Source organism: Klebsiella sp. CN_Kp100 (assembly GCF_040065315.1).
GTDB classification, from domain to species: Bacteria; Pseudomonadota; Gammaproteobacteria; order Enterobacterales; family Enterobacteriaceae; genus Klebsiella; species Klebsiella oxytoca.
This window is the reverse complement of the sequence record NZ_JBEAIJ010000008.1, coordinates 106874-131822: the sequence shown is the minus strand read 5'-3', so window position 1 is coordinate 131822 and position 24949 is coordinate 106874. Positions and strand designations below refer to the sequence as shown.

Below are 24949 nucleotides of genomic sequence, written 5' to 3'. Positions count from 1 at the left end.
GGGCAATTTGTTAAGCATTTGTTTAGATTGCGCAAGTTAAGATATGTTCAACAACCGTAAACCTGTTCAATGAGGACAATTTAACGCATAGCAAAACTAATGGAGGTTAATCATGCTGGGAAATATGCATGTATTTATGGCAGTTCTGGGAACCATTCTGTTCTTTGGATTTCTTGCCGCGTATCTAAGCCACAAATGGGATGACTGATGAACGACGATAATCCCCACCCGTAAACGCCCCCTGCTGCTGATGCACCAGGGGGCGTTTTTGTTAGCGTGATTTTTCTTGGTAAAGCTATTTAACCTCTGGCCCGTGCCATTCAAGTTTATTTCTCATTTCCTCCGGAACCAAAGAGAACAGAGAAGAAATTCTCTTTAATTGATGCTCGTATAAGAAACTTTTCTTTTCACTACAGTCCTCATAGTACCAGCGAGCATTTTTATTTAAAAAGCAAATATCTAAATCATTAAAATCATCATACTTCAACAGTAAGTAAAACTCATGTATAAGCTGAGATTCATAATATACAGACCTATCCCTTGCTTTAAAAAAGGCACCATGAGTGGACACGCTTCTTATTTGCAATAAACTCCCTTGAAGGATATCTAAGTATATGTCTTTTTTCCCATAACATGATAGCGGGGGCTACAACCTTACCAACGCCCCAACCTGCAACCCACATTGCAGCATCAGCCAGAGCCTCCTTAACCCATAACTTTAATCCGAGGTATCAGATTCAAATATCGCTGACCGCAGACAGGCTCGTGATGAGCCATGTTATACTTGTTGATTACTGGCAAGGAGGGAGAAATATGCGTATCAATACCAAAATGAGGCTGGCAGCACTGTTATACCTTATGGCGGCCTACGCTGTTGCCCTGCCGGCACTGGCGCTGTTCACGGACCTGGTGATAAACGGCGGGATTATTGATATGTGGCAAGGCTCGTATTCATTTTTGAACCTTCTTGATCTGCGTAAAATTCTTTATCTGCAGTTTGCCGGGCTGGGCGCTAGCCTGGGTTTTGTCTACTGGCTATTTTTCTTTAGAAAATACCGTCATCACGATCCGCTGGATAAATATTTTAAGTAGCGCCGGGCGCTACTTATTGATTTATCCTGCAGGTTCATCGCTCAGCAGTTAATCACTACGTCAGAAATATCGCATTGCCGCTATTCCCTGCGCTGAATATCGGATAGTCAGCAGCGGCAATGCTTACCTGCCCTTTTGCGGCTCGATGGCGGTTTGACAACAAACGGTTAATTCAGGGCCAGACAGGCGTCTGTGATTAACGCCCAGATTATGCCGCCACGCGCACAGCTCTGGGTGCTATTTACCCTGAAGTTCCCTGCGAATAATTTCCGCCCCGGCGCTTAACGCATTGAGCTTGCCGGTTGCGACCCGCCGCGATAGCGGCGCCATACCGCAGTTGGTTGAAGGATAAAGCTTATCGGCATCAACAAACTGCAGCGCCTTACGTAAGGTTGCGGCGACCTCCTCCGGCGTTTCGATCGCATTGGTCGCCACGTCGATAGCGCCCACCATCACTTTTTTACCGCGAATCAGTTCAAGCAGATCCATGGGAACATGCGAGTTATGACATTCCAGCGAAATGATATCGATGCTGGAGGTTTGCAGTTGAGGAAACGCTTCTTCATACTGTCTCCACTCCGTCCCCAGCGTCTTTTTCCAGTCGGTATTGGCTTTGATGCCATATCCATAGCAGATATGCACCGCAGTTTCGCAGTTAAGCCCTTCAACGGCTCTTTCTAATGCCGCGATCCCCCAGTCATTGACCTCGTCAAAGAATACGTTAAAGGCGGGCTCGTCAAACTGAATAATATCAACGCCGGCGGCCTCCAACTCTTTGGCTTCCTGATTGAGTATTTTCGCAAATTCCCAGGCGAGTTTTTCGCGGCTCTTATAGTGATCGTCATAGAGCGTATCAATCATAGTCATCGGCCCGGGGAGCGCCCATTTGATCGGCTGTTTGGTAAGCTGACGTAAAAAACGCGCATCTTCAACAAAAACGGGCTTTTGCCGCTCGACGGCCCCCACGACGGTCGGGACGCTTGCATCATAGCGATTACGGATTTTGACGACTTCGCGCTTTGCGAAATCCACGCCGCTGAGGTGCTCAATAAACGTGGTGACAAAGTGCTGGCGCGTTTGTTCGCCATCGCTGACGATATCAATGCCGGCGCGTAGCTGATCGAATAAGGACAAACTCAGCGCATCTTTTTTCCCGTCGATTAATTCCTGGCTTTCGAGTTTCCATGCAGACCATAGTTTCTCAGGCTCTGCAAGCCAGGAAGGTTTCGGTAAACTGCCGGCCGTTGAAGTAGGAAGTAATTTTTTCATTATAAATAGCCTTATATCTGCGATGGATTAAAGAGCGGAATAAGCAGACCACTGCTCAAGAATATTTTTATACGGTTTGATAAAGTGCTCTTCAGTAAACTTCCCCTGCTCTATAGCCAGCTGGCTACGCTCTTCCCGGTCATAAACTATTTTGGTTAACGAATGATCCTGATGATTCAGATCCGGCTGATAGCACAGGCCTGCTGCGGAGTTAGCGTTGTAGATCTCAGGCCGGTATATCTTCTGGAACGTCTCCATCGTGCTGATGGTACTCATCAGCTCAAGGCTGCTGTAATCGCTCAGTAAATCTCCGGTAAAATAAAATGCCAAAGGCGCTACGCTGTTTTTCGGCATAAAATAGCGGACCTGCAGGCCCATTTTTGCAAAATACTGCTCGGTCAAAGACGAGGCGTTAGGCCGATACTCAAGGCCTAATACCGGATGGCGGTTTCCGGTCTGCTGATAGGTGTCTTTACTGGACACGCTGAGGCAGATCACCGGCGGCTTTTTGAAATTGGCTTTATATTCGGCGGAATGAACGAAATGCTTAAAGATCTTCCCGTGCAAGTCGCCAAAATCATCTGGGATGCTAAAGCCAGAACGTTGTTTATTATGGTCCGGTAGCAATACGCTGAAGTCATAGTCGCGAACATACGAGGAGAAATTATTGCCAACGATGCCTTCAATACGCTCACCCGTTCTTTTATCAATAATTGTGGTTTGCAATATCTCAATCGCCGGAAAGGTGGTTCCAGTCTCTTCAATAACCATTTCCACGGAAATAATATTCAACGCAACAGAGTAGCGATCGCTTTTGGGATTATCCCAATGCGCCAGCGTATTGAACCGATTGTCTATCATGACTAAGGTGTTGCGCAAATTCTCCTGCCGATTTTTGCCGCGAGCCAGATTAGCAAAGTTGGTCGTAATACGCGTACTTTCCGAGGGGTTATAGTTTTCATCAAACAGTGTGCTTTTAATGGTAAACGTAAAATCTTTATTCATGGCGATCTGGCATCCTGGTTTTGCAATGAAAAGTGATTATCGGACGAATTCCCGGCGTTAACGGATTTGCTCGCCAGCACTCTTCATGTTGCCAATAAGTTAATATTAGCTAATTTATGCCAGAGCCCCGCAAGGAGGGAAAGCGACTTAATTTCATTGCAACATGAGCCATTTTCATGATCTGGCTCACAGCCTGGTTCAGCATCGCTGTAGGCGGGGATTGACAGGATTCGCGGCGGGCGCAAGCGCTCAGATGGCCGCTACCGGGCCGCATAAATCGAAGCGCGGCGATCGGAAGGCCGCGCGAAGATAACACGTTTTTACGCCTGTACGAGGCTATCCGCTGTGTTCACCGGCCAGCGTATCTCTCCTACGCCGTTCAGTTCGGGCAGGGCAAACAAGAACCCCTGAAAACGCTTGATACCCGCGGATTCAAGCCAGCACCACTCTTCGATACGTTCAATCCCTTCCGCCACCACCGCAATTTCCAGCTCATGACAGCAGCTGATGATAGAACGGACGACGGCCTGCTTAGGGCCGCTCAAGTGGATATTGGTAATAATCTCACGATCGATTTTGACTTTGTCAGGCTGGATTTTGGTTAACAACGACAGTCCGGCATAACCGGCACCAAAATCATCAATAGCCAGCCCCATTCCGGAGACGCGCAGTTTTTTAATCGCACTACTAAACTGGCTGAAACCGGAGATCATTTCGTCTTCAGTCACTTCTACGATAACCTGTTCAGGCATCAACCCATACTTTTTAATTTCCTGCAGCAGGAATTCCACGGCATCGGGAACCACCACCAAAGACATCGGCAGAATATTAATGGATATTTTATGATCGCCGATGTCTATTTCTTTTGCCAGCGCGAAAGCCACCGATTTAGAGTTGAGGTCAATTTCATAACGTTTATTATGGTCGATTGAAGCAAAAAAGCTCGCCGGACTCCCACCATCTTTATTACGAATAAGCGCTTCCAGTGAAGTGATATGGCCGGCCAGGGGCTCAATAATGGGCTGAAATGCAAACTGGCAGCATTGAGTATCAACTGGGGAGCGTTCAGGTGTATGAAAAGGCGATCTTTGTGGGATAACTGACCATTTTTCAGGCTGGAAATACTGGGAAACCGGGAGAGCTCTTTTTTGCGTTATAAACGTATGAATAAATTTATAAACGCGCTCTTCCGTCAGAAGATAGCTCTTCAACTTGCTTAGCTGGCGAACGGTTTTCAGCACGGCATCGGCTTCTAGCGTATCCAGATCAAAGTACATCATACCGACGTTTTCGAAGCGCCTGCGCGGGGCGTAATCTCGCATCAGCTCGACGACACCAAAGTGTCGGCTGTCGTGTTTAATCTTGCTGAAGAGCTGCTCCAGAATACTTTCGTCACCTTCAAGCACTTGAAGGATAACATTATCTTTAAAAAGAAGAATGCCTGAAACGCCATGAGACATGTTATTAACATTCGCTTTTTCAACCAGCAAAGAGAGATTAATTTCATGAGTTAAAGGTATCTGACTTCTGTAAATCAGGGTTGTCAGCATAATCCCATCCAGATTTTTGCCAGGAGAAAAGAGACTGTGTAACACACTTTCACTTTTAAACACAGCTTATTTATAATATTTTGCATCCATCCACAAATCCAACTGGAGACTTATCCTTAATGTAAAAAATACACGCCCCCACCGCTAATAAAAACCTCTTAAAGCCAAAAATAAATTTACAATATCCGATGAGGACCCTGGTAGATTCAGAAATATAAAAAATGCATCCAGACTATTTATTTTCTGTTTATCAGGCCGCAATGGCAATGGCATGAAAAATATAAAGAGCAAGATGAAGCGGCTAAAGCTGGCTAGTGTCGCTGTCCTGGCAAATATATCCCTGCTCGCGCATGCGCAGTAGACTCTCGGCGCTGGCGCAGACCATACCCGTAGTCAGCATTTCAAAACCAAAACGGCGGTAGAAGCCGACTTTATCCACCACCGAATAGATAAAGGTTTTGCCAAACGGCCGCAGCTGCTCGCTGGCCGCCTGCATCAGCAACTTCCCGTATCCCTTCCCCTGGCAGTTCGGGGCCACCGCAACATCCGCAAGATAGCTGCACCAGGTCAGATCGCTAATCGCGCGGGCAACGGCGACCAGCTGACCCTTTTCATAGCCAAACCAGCAAAAAGTACTATGACGAAACGCCCGTTCAACCAATGCCACATCGCGCTGATTAAGTCCCGCATCGGCAATGATCTCCGCAACCCTGCGCCAGTCAACAGACTCCAGGTGCTCTTTCTCTTTTAATACCATCATGATATTGCCCTAAACTCGCCAGCCCTGGCTTTCAGCATAGCTGAACGACGCTGAAAAAAGAGAGGCCGGCCCGCCAGGCCAATAGCATATTATGCTGTGGTAAAAACTATGGCCTCGGGAAATCTTCTGATACCCTGCGGAAAAACCAGCGCATTTATGCTTGCAGCAGGCGATTAACCCGCCAGCCAGCAGAATTAAATAAAATCAGAACGTTTTCCGTCGGCAAAAAATGGGCAAAAAAAACCGCCATGTGACTGGCGGTGAATGAATGCTTGCATGGATAGATTGTATTTTGCATTTTTACGTGCAGAGCACGAGCAGCTCTGTCTACGTCTCTAATCGGTACGCTACCACAGGCTACTTCAATGAAAGCTAAACGGCGGTGGCGCTCATAGCTTTTCCACCAGCGCCTTAAGTTGACTAATCAGCTCATCTTTTTCCCCCTCCCCGTTCCCCGTAACGGGCCAGGTGGACTGGCGGATAATCAGGCGGGTGGGCAGCAGTTCGCGAATTTTCAGCTGTGGGGCAGCCATAAGCTTGATCAGCAGCTCGACCGCCCTTTTCCCCAGCACGTTGAAATCCTGGGCGACGGTGGTCAGCGGCGGCTGGAAGTAGAGGCTGTCCGCCGTGTCATCATAACCGGTCACCGAGATGGCCTGGCTGCCGGTACGATAAAGCTGCGCCAGCGCGCTCAGCACCCCGAGCGCCATTTGATCGTTAGCGACCACGATCGCGCTAATGCGCGGATGCTGATGCAGCAGCTCAAACGTTTTACTCCAGCCGCTGGCGGCACTCCAGTCGCCAAATACCGTTACCGCATTACTGACGCCCAGGCGGTGCAGCGCCTCGCGCCAGCTGCTGAGCCGCATTCGCGCGGAGATCGAGCTCTCCGGCCCGGCAAGCAGTCCGAACTCGCGGTGTCCGGCGTCCCACAAATGCCGCACGCAGGCGCCACATCCATCACGATGATCGAAACGCACGCCGCAAACGTCGGCCTCCGGCGAAACATCGAGAAACATGCAGGCTATATCTGGATTCTCCGCCACCAGACGCTCCGCAAGACTACTTTCCAGCGGCAGGCTGATAATCGCTCCGCGAATATGCTGGGCGCGAAACTCATTGAGTCGCGCCTGCAGAGACGCGTAATCGACCTGCACCGGCATCGCAATTGAGACCTCAAGCTGATGCAAACCAGCATAGCTTTTCACCGCCGCGGCGATTTGCGAAGGCGCGTGCAGCGTCAGCGAGGCGGTAATCAGCCCAATCGACGGCGCGGACTTACCCGCCAGCAGCTGCGCGGAGCGGTTTGGTACATAGCGCAGCGTCTGCATCGCGCGGATCACTTTTTCGCGGGTTCGTTCGGACACCACCCCAGGATTATTCAGCACCCGGGAGACCGTTTGCTGAGAAACGCCGGCCTCACGGGCCACATCGTCAAGCGTTGCCAGGCGACGCTGCATAGTGCACTCCTTCTGAATCAAAACCTCAATGTCGTCCGCTAACATTTTATGTTTAAAAGACGACAAAAATCAGCTGTTTTCCCAGCTTTTCGTGATCGCCAGTGGGTTTCATTTTCGCCAATATTGCGGCTATAGCGAAAATAACTGATAACAAAATCATATTGTCTAGCGAACGACATTTTTATCACTTATCCGTCAGGAATGCGTATGCAACAACACCACTCTATTTCCGCCGCAGGAGCCACGTTCCATCAGATTCTCGCCCGCGAGGACTGGCAGAACCAGACCATTACCCATCTCAACCGTTTACCGGCCCACCCGACTTTCGCCAGCTGGCGCGATACCGACGCGGCGCGGAAAAACCAGCCCTCCGCGTTCCGCCGTCGGCTTGACGGCCAGTGGCAATTCTCCTGGGCCCGCAGCCCGTTTGACGTGGATGCCCGCTGGCTGGAAGACGATCTGCCGGACAGCCGCAGTACGCCGGTACCCTCAAACTGGCAAATGCAGGGCTACGATGCGCCCATCTATACCAACGTTCGCTACCCTATCGACACCACCCCGCCGCGCGTTCCGCAAGAGAACCCGACCGGTTGCTACTCATTGACCTTTCGCGTTGATGAGAGCTGGCGGGCCGACGGCCAGACGCAGATTATCTTCGATGGCGTCAACTCCGCGTTTCATCTGTGGTGCAACGGCGAATGGGTCGGTTATTCGCAGGATAGTCGCCTGCCAGCGGCCTTCGATCTCTCCCCCTATCTTCAGCCGGGCGATAACCGTATCTGCGTGATGGTGATGCGCTGGAGCGCGGGAACCTGGCTTGAGGATCAGGATATGTGGCGCATGAGCGGTATCTTCCGTTCGGTCTGGCTGCTGAATAAACCGACGCTGCACCTCTGCGACGTCCAGCTTACGCCGCAGCTGGATGCCCTCTACCGCGATGCCGAACTGCTGGTGAACTTAAGCGTCGCCGCACCGGTCGCGCTGCTGGAGGAGCTGACGGTGAAAGTCGAACTGTGGGATGACGATCGCCTGGTCGCCAGCCACCAGCAGTCGCCCGGTTCGCCGATTATCGATGAGCGCGGAAACTATGCGGAGCGCGCGGCCATTCGTCTGCCGGTAGAACGTCCGGCGCTATGGAGCGCGGAAACGCCAGACTGCTATCGGGCGGTCGTGTCGCTGTGGCGCGGCGATGGACCGATTGAGGCCGAAGCCTGGGATATCGGTTTCCGCCGCGTTGAAATCAAAAACGGCCTGCTGCTGTTGAACGGCAAACCGCTGCTGATCCGCGGCGTCAACCGTCACGAGCATCACCACCAGCGCGGACAGGTCGTTACCGAAGAGGATATGGTGCAGGACATTCTGTTGATGAAGCAGAACAACTTTAACGCCGTACGCTGCTCGCATTATCCAAACACTCCACGCTGGTACGAGCTGTGCAACCGCTACGGCCTGTACGTCGTTGATGAGGCCAATATAGAAACCCACGGCATGGTGCCGATGAATCGAATATCCGACGATCCGGCCTGGCTACCGGCCTTCAGCGCCCGTGTCAGTCGAATGCTGCAAAGCAACCGCAACCATCCGTCCATTATTATCTGGTCACTGGGGAATGAGTCCGGCGGCGGCGGTAACCATGAAGCGATGTATCACTGGCTGAAGCGCAACGATCCCTCTCGCCCGGTACAGTACGAAGGCGGCGGCGCCGACAGCACCACCACTGATATTATCTGCCCGATGTACGCCCGCGTTGACCGCGACCAGCCGATTCCGACGGTGCCGAAATGGGGAATCAAAAAGTGGATCAGTCTGCCTGGAGAACAACGCCCGCTGATCCTCTGCGAATACGCCCATGCGATGGGTAACAGCCTCGGCAACTTTGCTGATTACTGGCAGGCATTTCGCGACTATCCTCGCCTGCAGGGCGGGTTTATCTGGGACTGGGCGGATCAGGCCATCAGTAAAACCTTCGACGACGGCAGCGTTGGCTGGGCCTACGGCGGTGATTTTGGCGACAAACCGAACGATCGCCAGTTCTGCATGAACGGTCTGGTGTTCCCCGACCGCCGCGCGCATCCTTCCTTAATCGAGGCCAAACATGCGCAGCAGTACTTCCAGTTTGCGCTGCTCGCGCAATCCCCGCTGCGTATCCGCCTCAGCAGCGAATATCTGTTCCGCGCCACCGATAACGAAGAGCTGCGCTGGCAGGTTCAGGCCGCGGGTGAAACTTTTGCTGAGGGTAGCGTGAAGCTGGCGCTTTGCCCGGAGGGCCAGAGTGAGCTGACGTTGTGCGATGCGCTGACGCTGCCCGCCGGCGCGGAAGAGGTGTGGTTGACGCTGGAGGTGGTCCAGCCCCAGGCCACCCTCTGGTCCGACGCCGGGCATCGCGTTGCGTGGCAGCAGTTCCCGCTCGCCGCGCCGCTGGCGCTACGCGGCCCTCGGTCTGCCGGTAGCGCGCCAGCGCTGGAGAGCAGCGACGCGGCCTGGATTGTCCGCAGCGGCTCGCAGCAATGGACCATCGATCGGCAAAGCGGTCTGTTAACCCACTGGCAGGTGGACGGCGTGGAACAGCTGCTGACCCCGCTGCGCGACCAGTTTGTACGCGCACCGCTGGATAACGACATTGGCGTCAGCGAAGTGGAGCGTATTGACCCTAACGCCTGGGTAGAGCGCTGGAAAAGCGCCGGACTTTACGAGCTCAGCGCCCGCTGCGTCCAGTGCGACGCTCAGCGCCTGGCCCATGAAGTGGTTATCGATAGCCGCTGGCACTATCTGCGCGGCGACGAAGCAGTGATTGTCAGCCACTGGCGGATGACATTTGATAGCGAAGGCAAGCTGCATCTGGCGGTTGATGGCGAACGTGCCGGCACCCTGCCGCCGCTGCCGCGCATCGGGCTGAATTTCCAGGTTCCGGACCAGCACCAACCGGTATCCTGGCTCGGCTACGGTCCGCATGAGAACTATCCGGACCGCCGCACCAGCGCCTGCTTCTCCCGCTGGCAGCTGCCGCTGGAGGAGATGACCACGCCGTACATTTTCCCGACGGAAAACGGCCTGCGCTGCGACAGCAAAACGCTGGACTGGGGGCGCTGGCACGTGGGAGGCAACTTCCACTTCTCCGTACAGCCCTATGGCACCACGCAGTTAATGAAGACCGATCACTGGCACTGGATGAAGCCGGAAAACGGCGTCTGGATCACCCTCGACGCTCAGCACATGGGCATCGGCGGCGATGACTCCTGGACGCCCAGCGTACTACAGCAATGGCTGTTGCTTGAGACACAATGGCAATATCAGTTAACGATTCACTTCCAATAATAATCGGGGGCGCAAGCCCCCAACCTTACAGGCATAATAATATGGAATATTCACAATGAAACTCTCTGAACTGGCGCCACGAGAACGGCATAATTTTATATATTTCATGCTGTTCTTTTTCTTCTACTATTTCATCATGTCAGCCTATTTTCCCTTTTTCCCGGTGTGGCTGGCGGAAGTTAACCATCTAACCAAAACCGAGACGGGGATCGTCTTCTCCTCTATTTCGCTATTCGCGATAATCTTCCAGCCGATTTTTGGCCTGATTTCGGATAAGCTCGGTCTGCGCAAGCATCTGCTGTGGACGATTACGATTTTGTTAATCCTGTTTGCGCCCTTTTTTATTTTCGTCTTTTCGCCGCTGCTGCAGATGAATATCATCGCGGGCGCGCTGGTGGGCGGGATTTATCTGGGGATCGTCTTTTCCAGCGGCTCCGGGGCGGTAGAAGCCTATATTGAACGCGTCAGCCGCGCCAACCGTTTTGAATACGGTAAAGTCCGCGTCTCCGGCTGCGTCGGCTGGGCGCTGTGCGCGTCAATCACCGGCATTTTATTTAGTATCGACCCGAACATTACGTTCTGGATCGCCTCCGGTTTCGCTCTGATCCTCGGCGTACTGCTGTGGGTATCAAAGCCGGAGAGTAGCAACAGCGCCGAGGTTATCGATGCCCTGGGCGCCAACCGTCAGGCTTTCTCCATGCGCACCGCCGCAGAGCTTTTGCGGATGCCGCGCTTCTGGGGCTTTATTATTTATGTCGTTGGCGTCGCCAGCGTCTATGACGTTTTTGACCAGCAGTTCGCCAACTTCTTTAAGGGCTTTTTCTCCAGCCCCCAGCGCGGCACTGAAGTATTCGGCTTCGTCACCACCGGTGGGGAATTACTTAACGCGCTAATCATGTTCTGCGCCCCGGCGATTATTAACCGGATTGGCGCTAAAAACGCCCTGCTAATTGCCGGGATGATTATGTCAGTACGCATTTTAGGATCGTCTTTCGCTAACTCGGCGGTGGAAGTGATCATTTTAAAAATGCTGCATATGTTCGAGATCCCGTTCCTGCTGGTCGGCACCTTTAAATATATCTCTTCGGCATTTAACCCGAAGCTCTCGGCGACCCTGTTCCTGATCGGTTTCAATTTATCAAAACAGCTGTCAGGCGTTGTGCTCTCGGCGTGGGTAGGACGGATGTATGATACCGTCGGCTTCCATCAGGCCTATCTGATCCTGGGCTGTATTACCCTGAGCTTTACCCTCATCTCGCTGTTCACCCTGAAAGGCAGCAAAACCCTGCTCCCGGCCGCGGCATAACATCAGGCCGCCGGAAACCCTCCGGCGGCGCTTCGGCAATACACCGTTACTACACCGAATAAGTCAGTTGCCGCTAGCTGGCGATCCGCGTTTCCCCATCGCTATTTTTCAGCCCGTAAATCCGGGCTTCCGCCATGGATGAAACCAGCTCAGCCAGCTCCGCGGAGTGGCTGGTTAGCCAGATTTGGCTATAGCGGGAGGCTTCGACAATCAGCCGGGCCAGCGCGGGGAACATTTGACGATGCAGGCTGTTTTCCGGCTCGTTAATAGCCAGAAATGCCGGCGGACGCGGGCTCAACAGCGCCACCGCCAGGCACAGGAAACGCAGCGTGCCATCGGACATTTCCGCCGCCAGTAAAGGTCGCCAGACGCCATTGCGGCGCATCTTTATCGAGAAACGCGAATTCTCATTTTCACAGTAAAATGTACACTCCGGGAACGCTTCGCCGAGGATCTCATGCAGCAGCTCTTCGGCGCCGATTTCCACGATGGTCTGAAAAGCGGCGGCAAGGTTGTGCCCATCGCTGTCCAGCACCGGCGAGCGGTAACCTACCGTCGGATGACGCAACGGCGAGAGTCTGCCTATATTGAATTCGTGATAAAAGCGCCAGTGGCGCATGGTTTCCCTGACCCTGGAGACTTCAGGAAAGCGGTGCGGCTCGCCCAGTTGGCCAAAAATCGATTCATTCTCATAAATCGCGTCGGTAAAAGTGCTTTTTTCACCATTGACGTCAACCAGGAACGCCGCCTGGTTTTTGCGTTCCAGCACGCGCGATGAAGGGCGTCGGGAAAATCCTGCCAGCCAGATAGACTCCTCTTTAACGATGGGATCCAGCTGGAACTGAGTCGGATACGGCAGTTTTTCCGGGAAACCTACCTGCAGCTGGTAGTCAAACTCATCGGTCAGGCAGGCAATCTGCAGCCGCCGCGGAAAGCGATCATTCGGCGCGCTCGGCCCGGACCACATAATGTTCTCCAGGCCGCCTTCATCGCTGATATAACCGGAGAACTTTCCATCGGCGCAGGCGGTTAACAGATGGATGGCTTTATAAATGTTGGATTTGCCGCAGCCGTTGGGGCCAAAGACGATATTCAGCGCACCGAGTTCCAACTCAATATCCCTGACCGATCTGAAATTTTTTATCCGGATATGGTTAATCATAAATTCCCGAAACTGATAGAAGCGTTTCGCTCTACTGTATCGGAGGCAAAAGGAAAACGAAATATGAGGAGACCGGACGACAAGCGATCGCCCGGAACCTGCTTAGCCGAAGAGTTTTTTCATGCCGCGAGTTAGCGCGACTCTTTTGAGTTTTTCCGTATCCTCATGGCTCTCGTTGAAAACGCCGAAAAAATAGCGTTCATCATCAATGGTCTGCGATACAATTCTGTAGCTCAGCGGCTGGCCGGATTTCGCGCCATACTGCGCAGGCGTCACGGAAATCTCCGTCGCGTTATCGGCAACGCTGACCATCAGGCCGTCGCCTTTCCCTCCAACCAGCATCACCTTAATTAACGGGTGCACCATGTCTCTCCCGGGTTGAGGTCAATGATTAATTTTCGATGGCCGCTGGCTGACAGTTGGCCGCTGCGCCGCCCTGGCCGGACGAGCCTTTCGGGGAAGCCGGACGCGCGCCCTCTTTACCAACAACGGGCGGTAACGGCACGCCTTCTTTGTCTACTGCAGGCGGCGCCTTCTGGCAGGTCGCCGTTTTCGTCACATCTGCGCCCCAGGCGGGCGTTTGCAGACTCAGGAGCGCCACGGGAGCAAGCAGTAACGTATTCTTCAGTACTTTCTTATAGTTCATACCGGCCTTGAGTAAAAAATGTATTTCTCATGCTGAGCTAAGCGCTGATTATTAGTAGTAAAAGCTGACAAATGATGAAGGAAAAAAGAGGAATTGTGAACATCAATAGTTCTTATTTATGAATTGCGACGTTTCCAGCCCCAGCGCCCCAGGGATCTTATATCTAAGAATTATCTCAATCAATTGAAATAACAGGAATACCACCAATTCTGGCGAAGTTTTTTGCAGGAGCACCGCTCTATACTGAAAACGAAAATAACCATCAGGATTATACAATGACAAAACTCCCTCTGATACTTCTTCTGGCTGGCGCGGGGCTATTACAGGGCTGCTCGGCGTTCGATAAACATCACGGCGTTAACTGGGGCGAAGGTACCTGCCCGACTCCCGCGCCAGAAGCGATTAGCAAATCGAAGCAGCTGATTATTGAGGATGGTAAAACCCTCAAATGCCAGATTCGTCCTTATGTCAGCAATATGGCCTGTCAGGGGATCACCGATAAAACTCATGCCGATGGCGTCGTTTGCCAGAACGGATTAGGGCAGTCAATTTTGTTTACCTTCGACGATAAAGGCGTACTGCAAAAACACGGTAGCGTGTAAGCGCTCACGCCAGGGAAAATTCCTGGAGTGACGCTCGCCGCGGCCCGAACATTGGTACTTCGCCTGTTAGCCACTAGACTTAAATAAGTCAAACGAAAGGAGAGTCTCATGTCATCACAAGAGTATGAAAACGACGCGCAGAATCTGGCCGATAAAGTGGGCAATAAAGTCAATGAATTTGCCGGGGAAGCCCAGCAGCAGTTTGGTGATGCGGTAGATTCGCCGAAACATCAGCTAAAAGGCGCGGCCCGTAAATACGCCGCTCAGGCTTCGGATGCCGTTTCAGAGGTGTCCGAGCGCGTCAGGGAAAATCCGTTAACCGGACTGCTGGCCGCCGGCGCTATCGGCCTGGTCATTGGTCTGTTGGCAGGACGGAAGTAATTCTCCAGCCTGCGGGCCTGAAAACTGATGGCAAGCCGGTTACACCTTTTCCCCTATTCCAGCCCGCCAATGGCTGAGAAACACCGGAGTGTTATCAGGTTACGCACTCTTCACCGGCCCGGTAAAGCGCTTGCCGCTACCGGGCTATTTCTCCCCTATGCGGTTTGTCAGTCATCAGAAGCGTTGAGAGCCTGAACGTGGGGTATTGCTGCAAGAAATCCTTAAAGCGCCCTTAAATTCCCACCACCGCAGCCACCTCAAACTGGAAAACGTACGGATCGGACAGCAGCTGGAATTGCTCATCATCGGCATAGGTGACGGCGACATGGTACTCTTCACCGGCAAAAGCGATGATAGCATCCAGATCGTTCCAGTAGGTCGCCAGAAAGAAGTGTTCCCACTCCCCCTGCGTTTCCCGCCTGACGAAGGCGCCCGCGTTGCCGGCAATGCTCCGCGAATGCTGCACTCCGGTTGCCTGCAAATGCCCCGCAAACGCATCGCCAAACGCAACGGGAACACAACCATGCCAGGTTCTGACAATCATCGACAGACTCCATATAAAATCAATAAAAATGAATTTATAGCAAATAAAATCGCCATTGTGTGATTTTTTATTCATTTCAATTTTTTGCGTCGACGCCCTTTTTTGCTGCCGTTTCTGCTTCTATCCCCAGGCCCTACCCTGCACGCTGACACATCCGCTAAAATTACAGGTATAATCCCACAAATTATTCAGCGGATTCAGAAACGAGATGACAAAACTCACCTTACAAGAGCAGATGCTAAAAGCCGGCTTAGTGACCAGCAAAAAGATGGCCAAGGTTCAAAGAACGGCGAAAAAGTCACGCGTTCAGGCGCGCGAGGCCAGAGAGGCGGTGGAAGAGAATAAGAAAGCGCAGCTGGAGCGGGATAAACAGCTTAGCGAGCAGCAAAAGCAGGCAGCGTTATCGAAAGAATATAAAGCGCAGGTCAAACAGCTCATCGAGATGAATAAAATCGATATTTCTAAAGGCAATATTGATTTTAATTTCACAGATAACAATTTCATTAAAAAAATCACCGTGGATAAACTGACCCAGGCACAGCTGATAAGCGGTCGCCTCGCCATTGTGCGCCTGGCGGGTGATAGCGACGGCGAGAGCAAATACGCGATTATCCCGGCAAGCGTAGCCGATAAGATCGCCCAGCGCGACGCCAGCAGCATTGTCTTAAACAGCGCGCTCAGCGCGGAAGAGCAGGATGAAGACGATCCGTATGCTGATTTTAAAGTACCTGATGATTTGATGTGGTAAATCGCGTTAGCCCGCTCAGGCAAAAGATTTAGACGTAGTCTGCGCGGGCAATGTGCTTTACACTGCGCGCGGCAAAAAATTGAGTAGATAAACGATTAACCAGGCGGTAATGGCGATGAACGGAACGATCACAACGTGGTTTAAAGATAAAGGTTTTGGATTTATCAAAGATGAAAACGGCGATAATCGCTATTTTCATGTGATTAAGGTTGCCAACCCTGAGCTGATTAAAAAGGATGCGGCGGTCACTTTTGAACCCACAACCAATAACAAGGGTTTGTCAGCGTACGCCGTGAAGGTCCTCCCGGAAAGCAAATATATCTATATCGCAGGCGAGCGGATTAAGCTCACGTCGATAAAATCTTACCTGGTTTATAACGAGGAGGAGCCTGCCGACGCCCGTATTGATAAAGAGAACGCGGTCCTCTCCGTGGGCCTGCTGATGGGAAATATCAGGCCAAAATCAGCCGCTAAGCCCGGGGAAATGCGCTCGGTCAAAAAGCTGGCCATCACCACCTTCCAGGGCACCACGCTCATCTTCACGGAAGATGAGATAGACATCGACGCCACGGTGAAACTGCTTAAGGTGTAAGATCCTTCGGTGAAGAAAGCCGGGGCAGAGCTCACTTTCTGCCGCCCGCCTGCCCATGCAGCCTGACGTTTCCCGAACTGGTGTTGTGCAGCCGGGTACCGGGACAGTGGCGCAGGTTTGGCTCTTCTGTAAGCCGCAAAAAACAGCCGCAACGCGCAGGTTGCGGCTACCTTCAATACGCTTAACTGGCAGCTATCAGGCTCTACGCCCGGCGTTCATTGCTGTATCAATGCCGAGGATCGGCAATGATACGTGAAGGACTGCCGTATAGTACGAGTATCTTATTACCTTCGACAAACAAGGGGGTATTACCTTGCACAACGGTCATCAGATTACCGTTTTCCGTTTCGATAACATATTCCATCCCCGTCTGTTTTGTCGCAGAAGCTTCAAGCGCTGCGCCGGTTAGCCCCCCGACAACCGCCCCGCCAATAGCGCCGACAATATTCGCGCGAGTGCCTCCTCCAATTGCAGACCCTGCAGCCGCTCCCGCGGCCGTACCCGCAGCACCGCCCAAAGCGGATGTGCCGCGAATATCGACCGGTCGCGCGCTAATGATAGTGCCGGCAATAGAGCGATTCACCATACCTACCGAACCCACGGAATAGCTATTCGGGGAAATATCCTGCGCACACCCCCCTAACAACGTGAGCATCGTGATTAAAGCGACCCGTCTCATTTATCTACCTTCGAAGGGAACATCGGGCGGGAGAGTTCAATGCTTTCTAACGCTTGTAAGAACTGTGTAATATTGTTTTGTACCGCGCGGTTTATTGATTCACGGGCGCGAACAACGCCCACGAAGGCATAGGATGCAGGCACAGTTCCAGTAGATTCGATATCTTGCGTATAAATAATATCGCCATTAGAGCGGTTAATTACCTCATAACGCGCAACGGCTTTCGTTGTCATGGCCATGCCAAAGCTCGGAACGTCAATCGCTAAGACTTTCACGTTAAGGCTCACCGTATTAGCAGAGTTATCTTTAAAGATCGCCATTCTATCGAGCGCCTCTTGTAACGAGTCTCGCCAAATGGGGGTAATGGTTTCCATCCCCGCGACGATATCGCCTTTCTGCTCATCGGGACGCGCAAGCGAAACCGTGAGTGATTTTAGCTGTGCATCAATTTTCTTCTGGCTAACGCCAACGCCAGGTGTAGAAAAATTCAGAGGTGGAACGCTGGCACATCCTGTTAAAGACCCAATAACAACAGCAATTAAGAGTAGTTTTTTCATTATTTATCCCCGTTAGTTGTAAGGTCATCCTAACGTAATAAATAATCCAGATATATTGATTTTAATCAGTTAGTTAAATAATAGGATAAACATTATCTCTGGCGTGGACGTTAAATGGATTTTGCCATCGCTTTTTGGGCTATCGGCTACGCTCACAACATTTATCACTGCAATCAGATAAAAGCGCGCAGGATACTGAAAGATAGACACTAATTTATTCAGAACTTTCTCAGGTTTTAATTTTTGAAAGGGATTGAGTAGCGGATATTTGCGCCATAAACCGGGCCCTGCTCAACGAACGTCGAGAGGGCCAGGTCCGCCGCGATTGCAGCCACGGCGCCGTTGAAAATAGAGGAGAAGCATACTGACCTATACTTAAAATCTGATATCCGATTAGAGGTGGCTATGTGCGGACGTTTTGCTCAATCACAAACCAGGGAAGAATATCTGACCTATCTGGCTGAAGAAGCCGAGCGCGACATTGCTTATGATCCGCAGCCTATAGGACGCTATAACGTGGCGCCCGGTACCAAAGTTCTGTTGCTCAGCGAACGTAACGAACGGCTGCACCTCGATCCGGTACACTGGGGCTATGCCCCCGGGTGGTGGGACAAACCCGCGCTTATTAACGCTCGTGCCGAAACCGCGGCCACCAGCAGAATGTTTAAACCGCTATGGCAGCATGGCCGGGCGATTTGCTTTGCCGACGGTTGGTTCGAGTGGAAGCGTGAAGGCGATAAAAAACAACCCTACTTCATCCATCGTAAAGACGGTAAGCCTCTATTCATGGCGGCGATCGGCAGCGTACCTTTCGAACGCGGCGATGAAGCGGAAGGGTTTCTTATCGTCACGTCCGCCGCCGATCGAGGCCTTGTCGATATTCACGACCGCCGCCCGTTAGTGCTGGAGCCTGAAGCTGCCAGGAAATGGATGCGCCAGGATGTCGGTGGGAAAGAAGCGGAAGAGATTATTGCCGACGGGGCGGTTTCCGCAGACCATTTCGCCTGGCACCCGGTATCGCGAGCGGTAGGTAATGTGAAAAACCAGGGACCGGAATTGATACAAGCGCTCAGCTAAGCACAATCTGCATATACCTCTTACAGGCGCGATCGTTCCATGTTCGTAAAATATATCACCCAGAATAAGCTAATCCGCATTATGTGTTAAAGAAAGGTTATTATACAGCACAAAGTGAACAGAATTTACATTAACGTCACCTATCATATTCGCCATAATCAAAATTGGTGATGTTAATGACTGTACTTAAAAGCTTTTTCTTCTTCCTTGGCGCGGCTTGTACCTGCGCATTTGTGGTACTTTGCCTGTGGGTCGATATACATTATTGGGATTATAATATTTCGGAATTATCACTCACTGAAATTGTTCAGGAGTTGGTGTTAGCTACCATTGTTGTTATTCATTTTCTGCTGGCGAAGCAGTATAAATCCATGCGCTACTGCAATATTCTTATTGGCGGCTTTTTCCTTGCCATGCTAATTCGTGAGCTGGACGCCCTTTTTGATCTTATTTCTCACGGGAGTTGGGTGTGGTTTGCGCTGATTGCCGCTCTGGCAGCCTTAATTAATCCACTTATTCATTATCGTCAGACCATGGAACAGCTTACACAATATACCCGTACGCCCGGGTACGGCATGTTAATCAGCGGGCTGCTGGCTATTCTGGTCTTCTCCCGACTCTTCGGTATGCAAGGTTTATGGCAGGCCATACTCGATGACGGTTACGTTCGGGTTGTAAAAAATGTCGTTGAGGAAGGCAGCGAATCATTCGGTTATATGCTTTGTCTCACCGCCTCTATTGGTTATTACTGCAATTTTCGCGGAACCCTGGGGCAGGAATCAACCTGAACCCTGCGCTGATATTGGCGTGTTATCCGAGCTGCGAGCTCAACCAGGCAACTTGCTAAGAAAGGAATGGTATAGAGTTGCGGCGTTCTCCCTATCACCTGACCTGAAGCAAATCGCTGTATCTCGTGGTGTAACGCGGCGAAAGCATCTCTCTTTTCATTTGCCATGCGGTCTGAATACCCTGCCCGGCAAAATAAAGGGTGCCTCTTCCCTCTTGCGAGTTGAGATGATCGAGCACTTCCATAAGCTTGCCGCTGTTATGCCGCGGGGCGTTGTCATCAAACAGGTTTAACTGCGCGACGCCCTGGCTAAAAAAGTCGCCGAGCATGACGCCAGCTTTCTGATAGCGGTGGCCATCGCGCCAGATTTTATCCAGGCACTTTACCGCCGCATGGATAATGTCGCGGGAATCCTGCGTGGGGATGAGAAGCATCACCTGGGCGCTGTTGCCATAGTAAGGCTCATTCAGTGCAAAGGGGGAAGTCTTCACGAACGTCGAAATAAAGCGGCAGTACTGATGCTCACCGCGCAGCTTTTCAGCCGCGCGGGCGGCATAGCTGCAGATCGCCTGACGCACCTGCTCATACTCGGTGACGCGTTCGCCGAAAGATCGGCTGCAGACGATCTCCTGCTTTGCCGGCGGGAATTCTTCCAGTTCAAGGCAGGGCTCGCCGCGAAGTTCTCTTACCGTTCGCTCCAGTACGACATTAAAGTGTTTTCGGATAACCCATGCGCTCTGCTCTGAGAGATCCAGAGCCGTTTTGATGCCCATCGTATTCAGTTTCTTACTGATGCGTCTGCCAACGCCCCAGACATCCTCCACGGGAACCAGGGCCAACAGCCGGCGCTGACGCTCAACGTTCGACAAATCAACCACGCCGCCCGTCTGCCTTTGCCATTTTTTAGCCGCATGATTGGCGAGCTTAGCCAGGGTTTTCGTTTGGGCAATGCCAACGCCAACGGTCAGATGCGTACGCTTAAGAACCGTAGCGCGGATCTCTTTACCAAACTCCGTCAGGTCACGGCAGTTTCGCACCCCCGTTAGATCGCAAAAAGCCTCATCAATGCTGTAAATCTCTACCCGCGGCAACATCTCCTCAAGCGTTGTCATCACGCGGTTGGACATATCCGCGTAAAGCTCGTAATTGCTGCTGAAGCAAACTACGCCAGCCCGTCTGAAAAGATCCTTTTGTTTGAAAAACGGTTCTCCCATCGTTATCCCGGCGGCTTTAGCTTCTGCGCTGCGCGCGATCACACAGCCATCGTTATTGGAAAGGACAACCACCGGCCGCCCTTTTAAATCGGGTCTGAACACCGTCTCACAGCTGGCATAAAATGAGTTCACGTCACACAGGGCGAACATCTCAGCCAGCCGCTTTGATGATATACGTCACCACACCGAATACATCCAGCGTGTCCTCGCTACCCACGACGATGGGGGTATAAGCGATATTCATCGGATTGAGCTGAACCCGTGGATGAAGCTGCAGCTTCTTAACGGTGAACTCCCCGTCCACCGCGGCAATCACGATATCGCCATGGACTGCAGTTCTTGAGCTATCCACGACCAGAAGATCCCCCTCACCAATGCCCGCATCCTTCATGCTATCGCCCGCAGCTTTGACAAAATACGTCGCTGAGGGGTGATTGACTAACAGTTCGTTCAGGTCGATTCGTTGTTCAACATAATCCTGAGCGGGGCTCGGAAAACCACATTGAACGAGACAACTGTATAGCGGAAGTGAAAGGACTTCTCGCAGCTCTGCTGGGGTGTAAAAAATCATTGTAAGTATCCGCTCACATAAATACTGTTTATACATACAGTAGATTTAACCCGGCGACATATCAATATAGGTTCCGTCTATCAATTTTCTTCACTGACGTAACATATTGATGTAATGAGTAAGGTAAGTCCTAAAGTGTTCCCGGCGATAAACTGTTTGTTGGTTTTGCCAGCAGTGCGAGGATAAAATTTTGTCGCTATGGTTCTGCTTTCATAGCAAATTGCTCACCTGCAGCTCTTGCATACGGTTCGCAGGTGAGCAACCTGATTCCGCAGGGAAAATGACTTTTCCGCAGTTTGTACCGTGCATTTCTTGATATATCGGCGAACCGTTGCATAATTAAGATAATGCGCGTCGCGCCGTTCTTCACGGGATATGCCAGTAGCAGCGCTATTCAACAGGAACCGCTTCTGCAGCTCACCCCCAGTCTGACCAGGTCATCGACACCTTCAGTAATAGCGTTTTTGAATGTTATTCAACAGCTTCATTCTATGAAGGCAGAAACACGTTTTCTCAAAAAAATCTTGAAATGAGGATTTAAGCCCATGAAATATGTATAGTTACAATGATATAGAAATAATTAAAGCCAACCTCGAGTGGATTGTTAATCAAACGACTGCGAATTCCCGGAGCCCCTCAGTTTCCGATCGCAAAACGCTCAACAGCCTTCAGGAGCTCATACAGAGCTATGAAGGGCTACTTGAGTTAATCATCCAGTATGGAATTGCTGTAGTAGATAAGGAAATCATCGAAGGGCTGTCCCTTACGGAGAAGTTTATTGCTAAGGTTAAATCGAATGCGCATGCATTTTAGCCCCCCCAACAGAATCTCCAGGCCAATATTGATGCGTTTAAGGGTTGATGCTGGAGAAGAAAAAGAACAGAAAACCGGGCTCTGGCACCCGGTTCTCGATGAATCGACAAAGCGCTCGACGAACCTCAGCCCGCGGTTTTCCGGCACCACTCAATATCCGGATCCTGCCCGCGTCGCTGGCGATAACGCTCAGCTAAATCAGATCAGTCCTGTTGCCGACAGCTCCGCCTCGCGCAAGCGCTGGCCGTTTTCTCGCGTTAAACCGCCCTGCTCAACGAATCACCGGCAGCCCTGGTCCACTATCTGCTTAATCCAGTCGGTTAACCCGGAAGCCCGCCGCATGCTTATACTTTGCTGACGAGGAAAAGAAAGGATAAAAAAGGGAGAGCAATCTGTTTTGCTTTAATTATTTATATTAAAGAAAAACAGGCCGCTAAAGGTAAATCCCCTGACCTGTTTATCCGACATTAATAATCCTAAAAAAGAGTTATTTACACTGGGAACCTAAACCAAGTTTGACATAAGGTAATGACAGCATATCGGGTTCAGTACTGGAAAAGTAAATGACGCCAGTGCGGGACTCTCCGGGCTTATATGGGGATAAAAGTTCTAACTGTATCCCATGCCCCATTAAGGTTTTCCCCATATTATCATCGAGGTAAAAACACATTTTATTATCTTTACCAGGAACCAAAGGTTCACTGGAGTTGTTGTTAACCGTAACCTGATATGATAGCAAATGCTCAGCTTTCCCCGTCACGCTGTTCCATACACTTCCGGCCCCCTCTTTCTGCGCATAGACAGTGACGTCTGGGGACTTAACGGCGGAAATCGCCTGACCGGCGGCCATTAAAGATAGAAACAGACTAAAAATTTTAATTTTCCTGGAGAACATTATAATCCCTCACGCTAAAAACTTAAGAACAGGTACTAACATGACAACACAGCAAGGTTAAGTCACACTCATGCTATTTACAATACATTTATCGCTTATTTCATCCCTTTAGCTTAAATCTTATAAAAACTCACATTTTGATGTGGGCGCACATCACACAGAACATTTAAATAAGAAAAGAGGGACGTTTGATATTTTATTATAAAGCATGAGATGACTGCCTGCTTTTGTAACAAAATGTATTAGCCATTGAATTACGGAACTCACCAGTTAAATTATAAGCATGGAAATCAGTATCTGACTAAGTAAAAATCATCATTGATTGTGACCTGCCCATATATTTTTATTCAATGGATGATAAACATAACAAATATAAAAATTGACAACCACGGGTGTTATTTAAATTTGCTTTTTTAAATAACACAATTACAACAATTGATAATATCAAGATACTAAAGGTAAACATTTGCATAGTTATTTTTTGCGGCTTACCCTAAAGCCTCATATCAGGAGTTTATTCCCAATGAAGATATCATTATTAGCATTTATATTTATCACCCTGACCGGCTGTGTGGACCCCGGCCTTGTCGGGATACATCCAGAATTACGCACGAGTTATTTTAATGGTTATAAAAATGAAGTCGCGTCATGCTTACAATCCGCAGCGGTGAACAACGACTTATTGATGCAACAGGATGACTCGCTGCCAGACGGTTCCTATAGATATAACATTCTGGACGCAGGAGGAAACACCGTAGCATGGGTTGATATAGCAGATTTTAGCGGAAAGCAAAGCACCGTAAGTTTTTATTATGCCCGCCATAACAAGGATATGTATGAAGCTATTTCATCAATAATTGCACAGTGTAAAAGGGTGTCTTAAGGATAAAGATTGATTTTGGGGAAGAAAAATCTGCCTCGACAATCCCCCACGCATGACCATTCCCGCCGGGCGTTTTGATGTCCCTACGGTTACCGTCGGCAACGGATCCGTTACTTGCTGCCCGGTAGCTCCGGTTCGGAATTTGGTCAGTTATCGTTGGGGCACCATAGTCGCAGGCGCGCAGCTCGCGATAATCAATGCCATAACCCAGCCAGCAATCTCGTTCCACTTAAAATTAGGCTATGTTTTAATACAGAGTTGATATTATAACAATTTATAAAGGGAAGTTATTACACTTCCCTTAACGAAAATTTTAAGAAATTTGCAAACTATTCACATAGGGTAAATATTTATTTTATTCAATAGGTAAATTGCGCAATTTCAAGAAAGATAGCTTATCCCAGTAGCCTCTTTGAAATAAAATTTTATTATTTACTATTTGAAAAAAACCGCAACCTCTCAAACCGAATGGGTCACGCCACTCTAAAATTGCCCATTGCCCATCTTCGAAAACGTTTTCAACGATACAAACCATTTGTGCGTAAGAAAAATCTTGTTCAAACATTTTCTTTATAGCCTCTTTCCCAACAACTGGCTCATTGGCAACCTGATGGTTTATTGCATTATCATCATATAATTCTGAGATGGTTTCTATATCTGCATTATTAAATGCGTCAACCCATTGGCAAAGTACTTCTTTTGGCTTCATATACTTTAACTCCTCGGTATGTGATAATTTTTATTTTAATTTGCAATATAAAAAATCTAATTTCATTAATGCATACTACTTTTACAATTAATTTCAAGACAATGTATACATTAAACGCATACAGGTTCTCGAGCTTTAAAATCCATTGCTCTTGCAAAAGCACGGAATATATTGCATTGAACTACTTGATCTATTTTTGAACCTAATACGAGCATTTCTTTTAGATATCAAAGCAACGGCTCTTGTTGAGATACTGATGGTTTTTAACTATCTGAAATCAAAGATTTAACATTTGCCATAATATGGCCTCTAAATCTTTAAATATACTATTA

Annotated in this window: 28 protein-coding genes and 1 pseudogene; 13 read left to right on the top strand and 16 right to left on the bottom strand. The window is 50.2% G+C overall.

Annotation, left to right across the window (positions count from 1 at the left end; translation table 11 throughout):
* Window positions 1-112 precede the first annotated feature (112 nt).
* A complete protein-coding gene (mgtS, locus tag ABLV12_RS08185) occupies window positions 113-208 on the top strand; it encodes a protein MgtS (RefSeq protein ID WP_004102377.1) in 96 nt (31 codons plus the stop codon).
* Between the two features lie 605 nt (window positions 209-813).
* Entirely contained in the window at window positions 814-1092 is a 279-nt protein-coding gene (locus ABLV12_RS08180; RefSeq protein WP_064395824.1) for a hypothetical protein, read from the top strand.
* A 237-nt stretch (window positions 1093-1329) separates the two neighbouring features.
* Here ABLV12_RS08180 and ABLV12_RS08175 read toward each other — a convergent pair whose 3' ends face one another.
* The 5 genes from ABLV12_RS08175 to ABLV12_RS08155 form a co-directional block, all read right to left on the bottom strand.
* Window positions 1330-2361: a methionine synthase gene (locus ABLV12_RS08175; protein ID WP_004113304.1), complete on the bottom strand. Its 1032-nt coding sequence runs from the start codon at window positions 2359-2361 to the stop codon at window positions 1330-1332.
* Window positions 2362-2388: 27 nt separating this feature from the next.
* Complete coding sequence (locus tag ABLV12_RS08170; protein ID WP_049591916.1) at window positions 2389-3366, bottom strand: DUF1852 domain-containing protein; 978 nt, start codon at window positions 3364-3366, stop codon at window positions 2389-2391.
* A gap of 320 nt (window positions 3367-3686) precedes the next feature.
* The gene (locus ABLV12_RS08165) at window positions 3687-4916 is read right to left on the bottom strand and encodes a diguanylate phosphodiesterase (protein ID WP_004102385.1); all 1230 of its coding nucleotides are present in this window, start codon (window positions 4914-4916) and stop codon (window positions 3687-3689) included.
* Window positions 4917-5217: 301 nt separating this feature from the next.
* Complete coding sequence (locus tag ABLV12_RS08160) at window positions 5218-5676, bottom strand: GNAT family N-acetyltransferase (protein ID WP_064395819.1); 459 nt, start codon at window positions 5674-5676, stop codon at window positions 5218-5220.
* Window positions 5677-6065: 389 nt separating this feature from the next.
* Window positions 6066-7136, bottom strand: coding sequence for a LacI family DNA-binding transcriptional regulator (locus tag ABLV12_RS08155; RefSeq protein ID WP_004102389.1), 1071 nt, complete (start codon window positions 7134-7136; stop codon window positions 6066-6068).
* Window positions 7137-7343: 207 nt separating this feature from the next.
* Here ABLV12_RS08155 and ABLV12_RS08150 point away from each other — a divergent pair, with 207 nt between their 5' ends.
* Window positions 7344-10451 carry a beta-galactosidase gene (locus ABLV12_RS08150; protein ID WP_348866973.1) on the top strand — a complete coding sequence of 1036 codons (3108 nt, stop codon included), beginning with the start codon at window positions 7344-7346 and terminating at the stop codon, window positions 10449-10451.
* A 55-nt stretch (window positions 10452-10506) separates the two neighbouring features.
* Window positions 10507-11757, top strand: a complete 1251-nt coding sequence (locus ABLV12_RS08145; RefSeq protein WP_004102393.1) for an MFS transporter — start codon at window positions 10507-10509, stop codon at window positions 11755-11757.
* A gap of 73 nt (window positions 11758-11830) precedes the next feature.
* On the opposite strand, the gene ABLV12_RS08140 is transcribed toward ABLV12_RS08145, so the two are convergent.
* From ABLV12_RS08140 to ABLV12_RS08130, 3 genes are all read right to left on the bottom strand, one after another.
* Window positions 11831-12919, bottom strand: coding sequence for an AAA family ATPase (locus ABLV12_RS08140; RefSeq protein WP_016808790.1), 1089 nt, complete (start codon window positions 12917-12919; stop codon window positions 11831-11833).
* 102 nt (window positions 12920-13021) lie between these two features.
* On the bottom strand, window positions 13022-13282 hold the full coding sequence (locus ABLV12_RS08135) for a hypothetical protein (RefSeq protein WP_024274240.1): 261 nt from the start codon (window positions 13280-13282) through the stop codon (window positions 13022-13024).
* A gap of 28 nt (window positions 13283-13310) precedes the next feature.
* Entirely contained in the window at window positions 13311-13565 is a 255-nt protein-coding gene (locus tag ABLV12_RS08130) for a hypothetical protein (protein WP_047719795.1), read from the bottom strand.
* 275 nt (window positions 13566-13840) lie between these two features.
* Here ABLV12_RS08130 and ABLV12_RS08125 point away from each other — a divergent pair, with 275 nt between their 5' ends.
* Window positions 13841-14167 (top strand): hypothetical protein, encoded by a 327-nt coding sequence (locus ABLV12_RS08125; protein ID WP_004102397.1) that lies wholly within the window; start codon window positions 13841-13843, stop codon window positions 14165-14167.
* A gap of 108 nt (window positions 14168-14275) precedes the next feature.
* Complete coding sequence (locus ABLV12_RS08120; RefSeq protein ID WP_004102398.1) at window positions 14276-14548, top strand: DUF883 family protein; 273 nt, start codon at window positions 14276-14278, stop codon at window positions 14546-14548.
* Between the two features lie 232 nt (window positions 14549-14780).
* Here the strand turns inward: ABLV12_RS08120 and ABLV12_RS08115 are convergent, their stop codons facing one another.
* Window positions 14781-15092, bottom strand: coding sequence for a hypothetical protein (locus ABLV12_RS08115; protein WP_004102400.1), 312 nt, complete (start codon window positions 15090-15092; stop codon window positions 14781-14783).
* Between the two features lie 208 nt (window positions 15093-15300).
* Between ABLV12_RS08115 and ABLV12_RS08110 the strand changes: the two genes are divergently transcribed.
* Both ABLV12_RS08110 and ABLV12_RS08105 read left to right on the top strand, forming a co-directional pair.
* On the top strand, window positions 15301-15840 hold the full coding sequence (locus tag ABLV12_RS08110; RefSeq protein WP_348866972.1) for a DUF2058 domain-containing protein: 540 nt from the start codon (window positions 15301-15303) through the stop codon (window positions 15838-15840).
* Between the two features lie 109 nt (window positions 15841-15949).
* Complete coding sequence (locus ABLV12_RS08105) at window positions 15950-16432, top strand: cold shock domain-containing protein (protein ID WP_032728331.1); 483 nt, start codon at window positions 15950-15952, stop codon at window positions 16430-16432.
* 226 nt (window positions 16433-16658) lie between these two features.
* Here ABLV12_RS08105 and ABLV12_RS08100 read toward each other — a convergent pair whose 3' ends face one another.
* Together ABLV12_RS08100 and ABLV12_RS08095 are read right to left on the bottom strand one after the other, a co-directional pair.
* Window positions 16659-17111, bottom strand: a complete 453-nt coding sequence (locus ABLV12_RS08100; protein ID WP_004102406.1) for a hypothetical protein — start codon at window positions 17109-17111, stop codon at window positions 16659-16661.
* Window positions 17108-17668 carry a UDP-N-acetylglucosamine acyltransferase gene (locus ABLV12_RS08095; RefSeq protein ID WP_004102408.1) on the bottom strand — a complete coding sequence of 187 codons (561 nt, stop codon included), beginning with the start codon at window positions 17666-17668 and terminating at the stop codon, window positions 17108-17110. Before ABLV12_RS08095 ends, ABLV12_RS08100 begins: the two co-directional genes overlap by 4 nt.
* A 405-nt stretch (window positions 17669-18073) precedes the next feature.
* Here ABLV12_RS08095 and ABLV12_RS08090 point away from each other — a divergent pair, with 405 nt between their 5' ends.
* Window positions 18074-18745, top strand: coding sequence for an SOS response-associated peptidase (locus ABLV12_RS08090; RefSeq protein ID WP_004113322.1), 672 nt, complete (start codon window positions 18074-18076; stop codon window positions 18743-18745).
* A 176-nt stretch (window positions 18746-18921) separates the two neighbouring features.
* Window positions 18922-19533: a hypothetical protein gene (locus ABLV12_RS08085; protein ID WP_004102413.1), complete on the top strand. Its 612-nt coding sequence runs from the start codon at window positions 18922-18924 to the stop codon at window positions 19531-19533.
* Between the two features lie 94 nt (window positions 19534-19627).
* Here ABLV12_RS08085 and ABLV12_RS08080 read toward each other — a convergent pair whose 3' ends face one another.
* From ABLV12_RS08080 to ABLV12_RS08070, 3 genes and pseudogenes are all read right to left on the bottom strand, one after another.
* Window positions 19628-20896: a Y-family DNA polymerase gene (locus ABLV12_RS08080; protein ID WP_016808795.1), complete on the bottom strand. Its 1269-nt coding sequence runs from the start codon at window positions 20894-20896 to the stop codon at window positions 19628-19630.
* A 1-nt stretch (window position 20897) separates the two neighbouring features.
* Window positions 20898-21317 carry a translesion error-prone DNA polymerase V autoproteolytic subunit gene (locus tag ABLV12_RS08075; RefSeq protein ID WP_004102417.1) on the bottom strand — a complete coding sequence of 140 codons (420 nt, stop codon included), beginning with the start codon at window positions 21315-21317 and terminating at the stop codon, window positions 20898-20900.
* A gap of 284 nt (window positions 21318-21601) precedes the next feature.
* Window positions 21602-21733, bottom strand: a pseudogene (locus tag ABLV12_RS08070) (terminase small subunit); the annotation flags it as partial.
* 136 nt (window positions 21734-21869) lie between these two features.
* On the opposite strand from ABLV12_RS08070, the gene ABLV12_RS08065 reads away from it, so the two are divergent.
* Window positions 21870-22130 (top strand): hypothetical protein, encoded by a 261-nt coding sequence (locus ABLV12_RS08065; RefSeq protein WP_004102419.1) that lies wholly within the window; start codon window positions 21870-21872, stop codon window positions 22128-22130.
* Between the two features lie 31 nt (window positions 22131-22161).
* Window positions 22162-22488 (top strand): hypothetical protein, encoded by a 327-nt coding sequence (locus ABLV12_RS08060; RefSeq protein ID WP_348866971.1) that lies wholly within the window; start codon window positions 22162-22164, stop codon window positions 22486-22488.
* A gap of 129 nt (window positions 22489-22617) precedes the next feature.
* On the opposite strand, the gene ABLV12_RS08055 is transcribed toward ABLV12_RS08060, so the two are convergent.
* Window positions 22618-23025 carry a DUF4354 family protein gene (locus ABLV12_RS08055; protein ID WP_004102423.1) on the bottom strand — a complete coding sequence of 136 codons (408 nt, stop codon included), beginning with the start codon at window positions 23023-23025 and terminating at the stop codon, window positions 22618-22620.
* Between the two features lie 523 nt (window positions 23026-23548).
* On the opposite strand from ABLV12_RS08055, the gene ABLV12_RS08050 reads away from it, so the two are divergent.
* Window positions 23549-23908, top strand: coding sequence for a hypothetical protein (locus ABLV12_RS08050; RefSeq protein WP_004102425.1), 360 nt, complete (start codon window positions 23549-23551; stop codon window positions 23906-23908).
* Between the two features lie 355 nt (window positions 23909-24263).
* Here the strand turns inward: ABLV12_RS08050 and ABLV12_RS08045 are convergent, their stop codons facing one another.
* Window positions 24264-24617 (bottom strand): nuclear transport factor 2 family protein, encoded by a 354-nt coding sequence (locus ABLV12_RS08045; RefSeq protein ID WP_064395807.1) that lies wholly within the window; start codon window positions 24615-24617, stop codon window positions 24264-24266.
* Window positions 24618-24949: the final 332 nt, after the last annotated feature.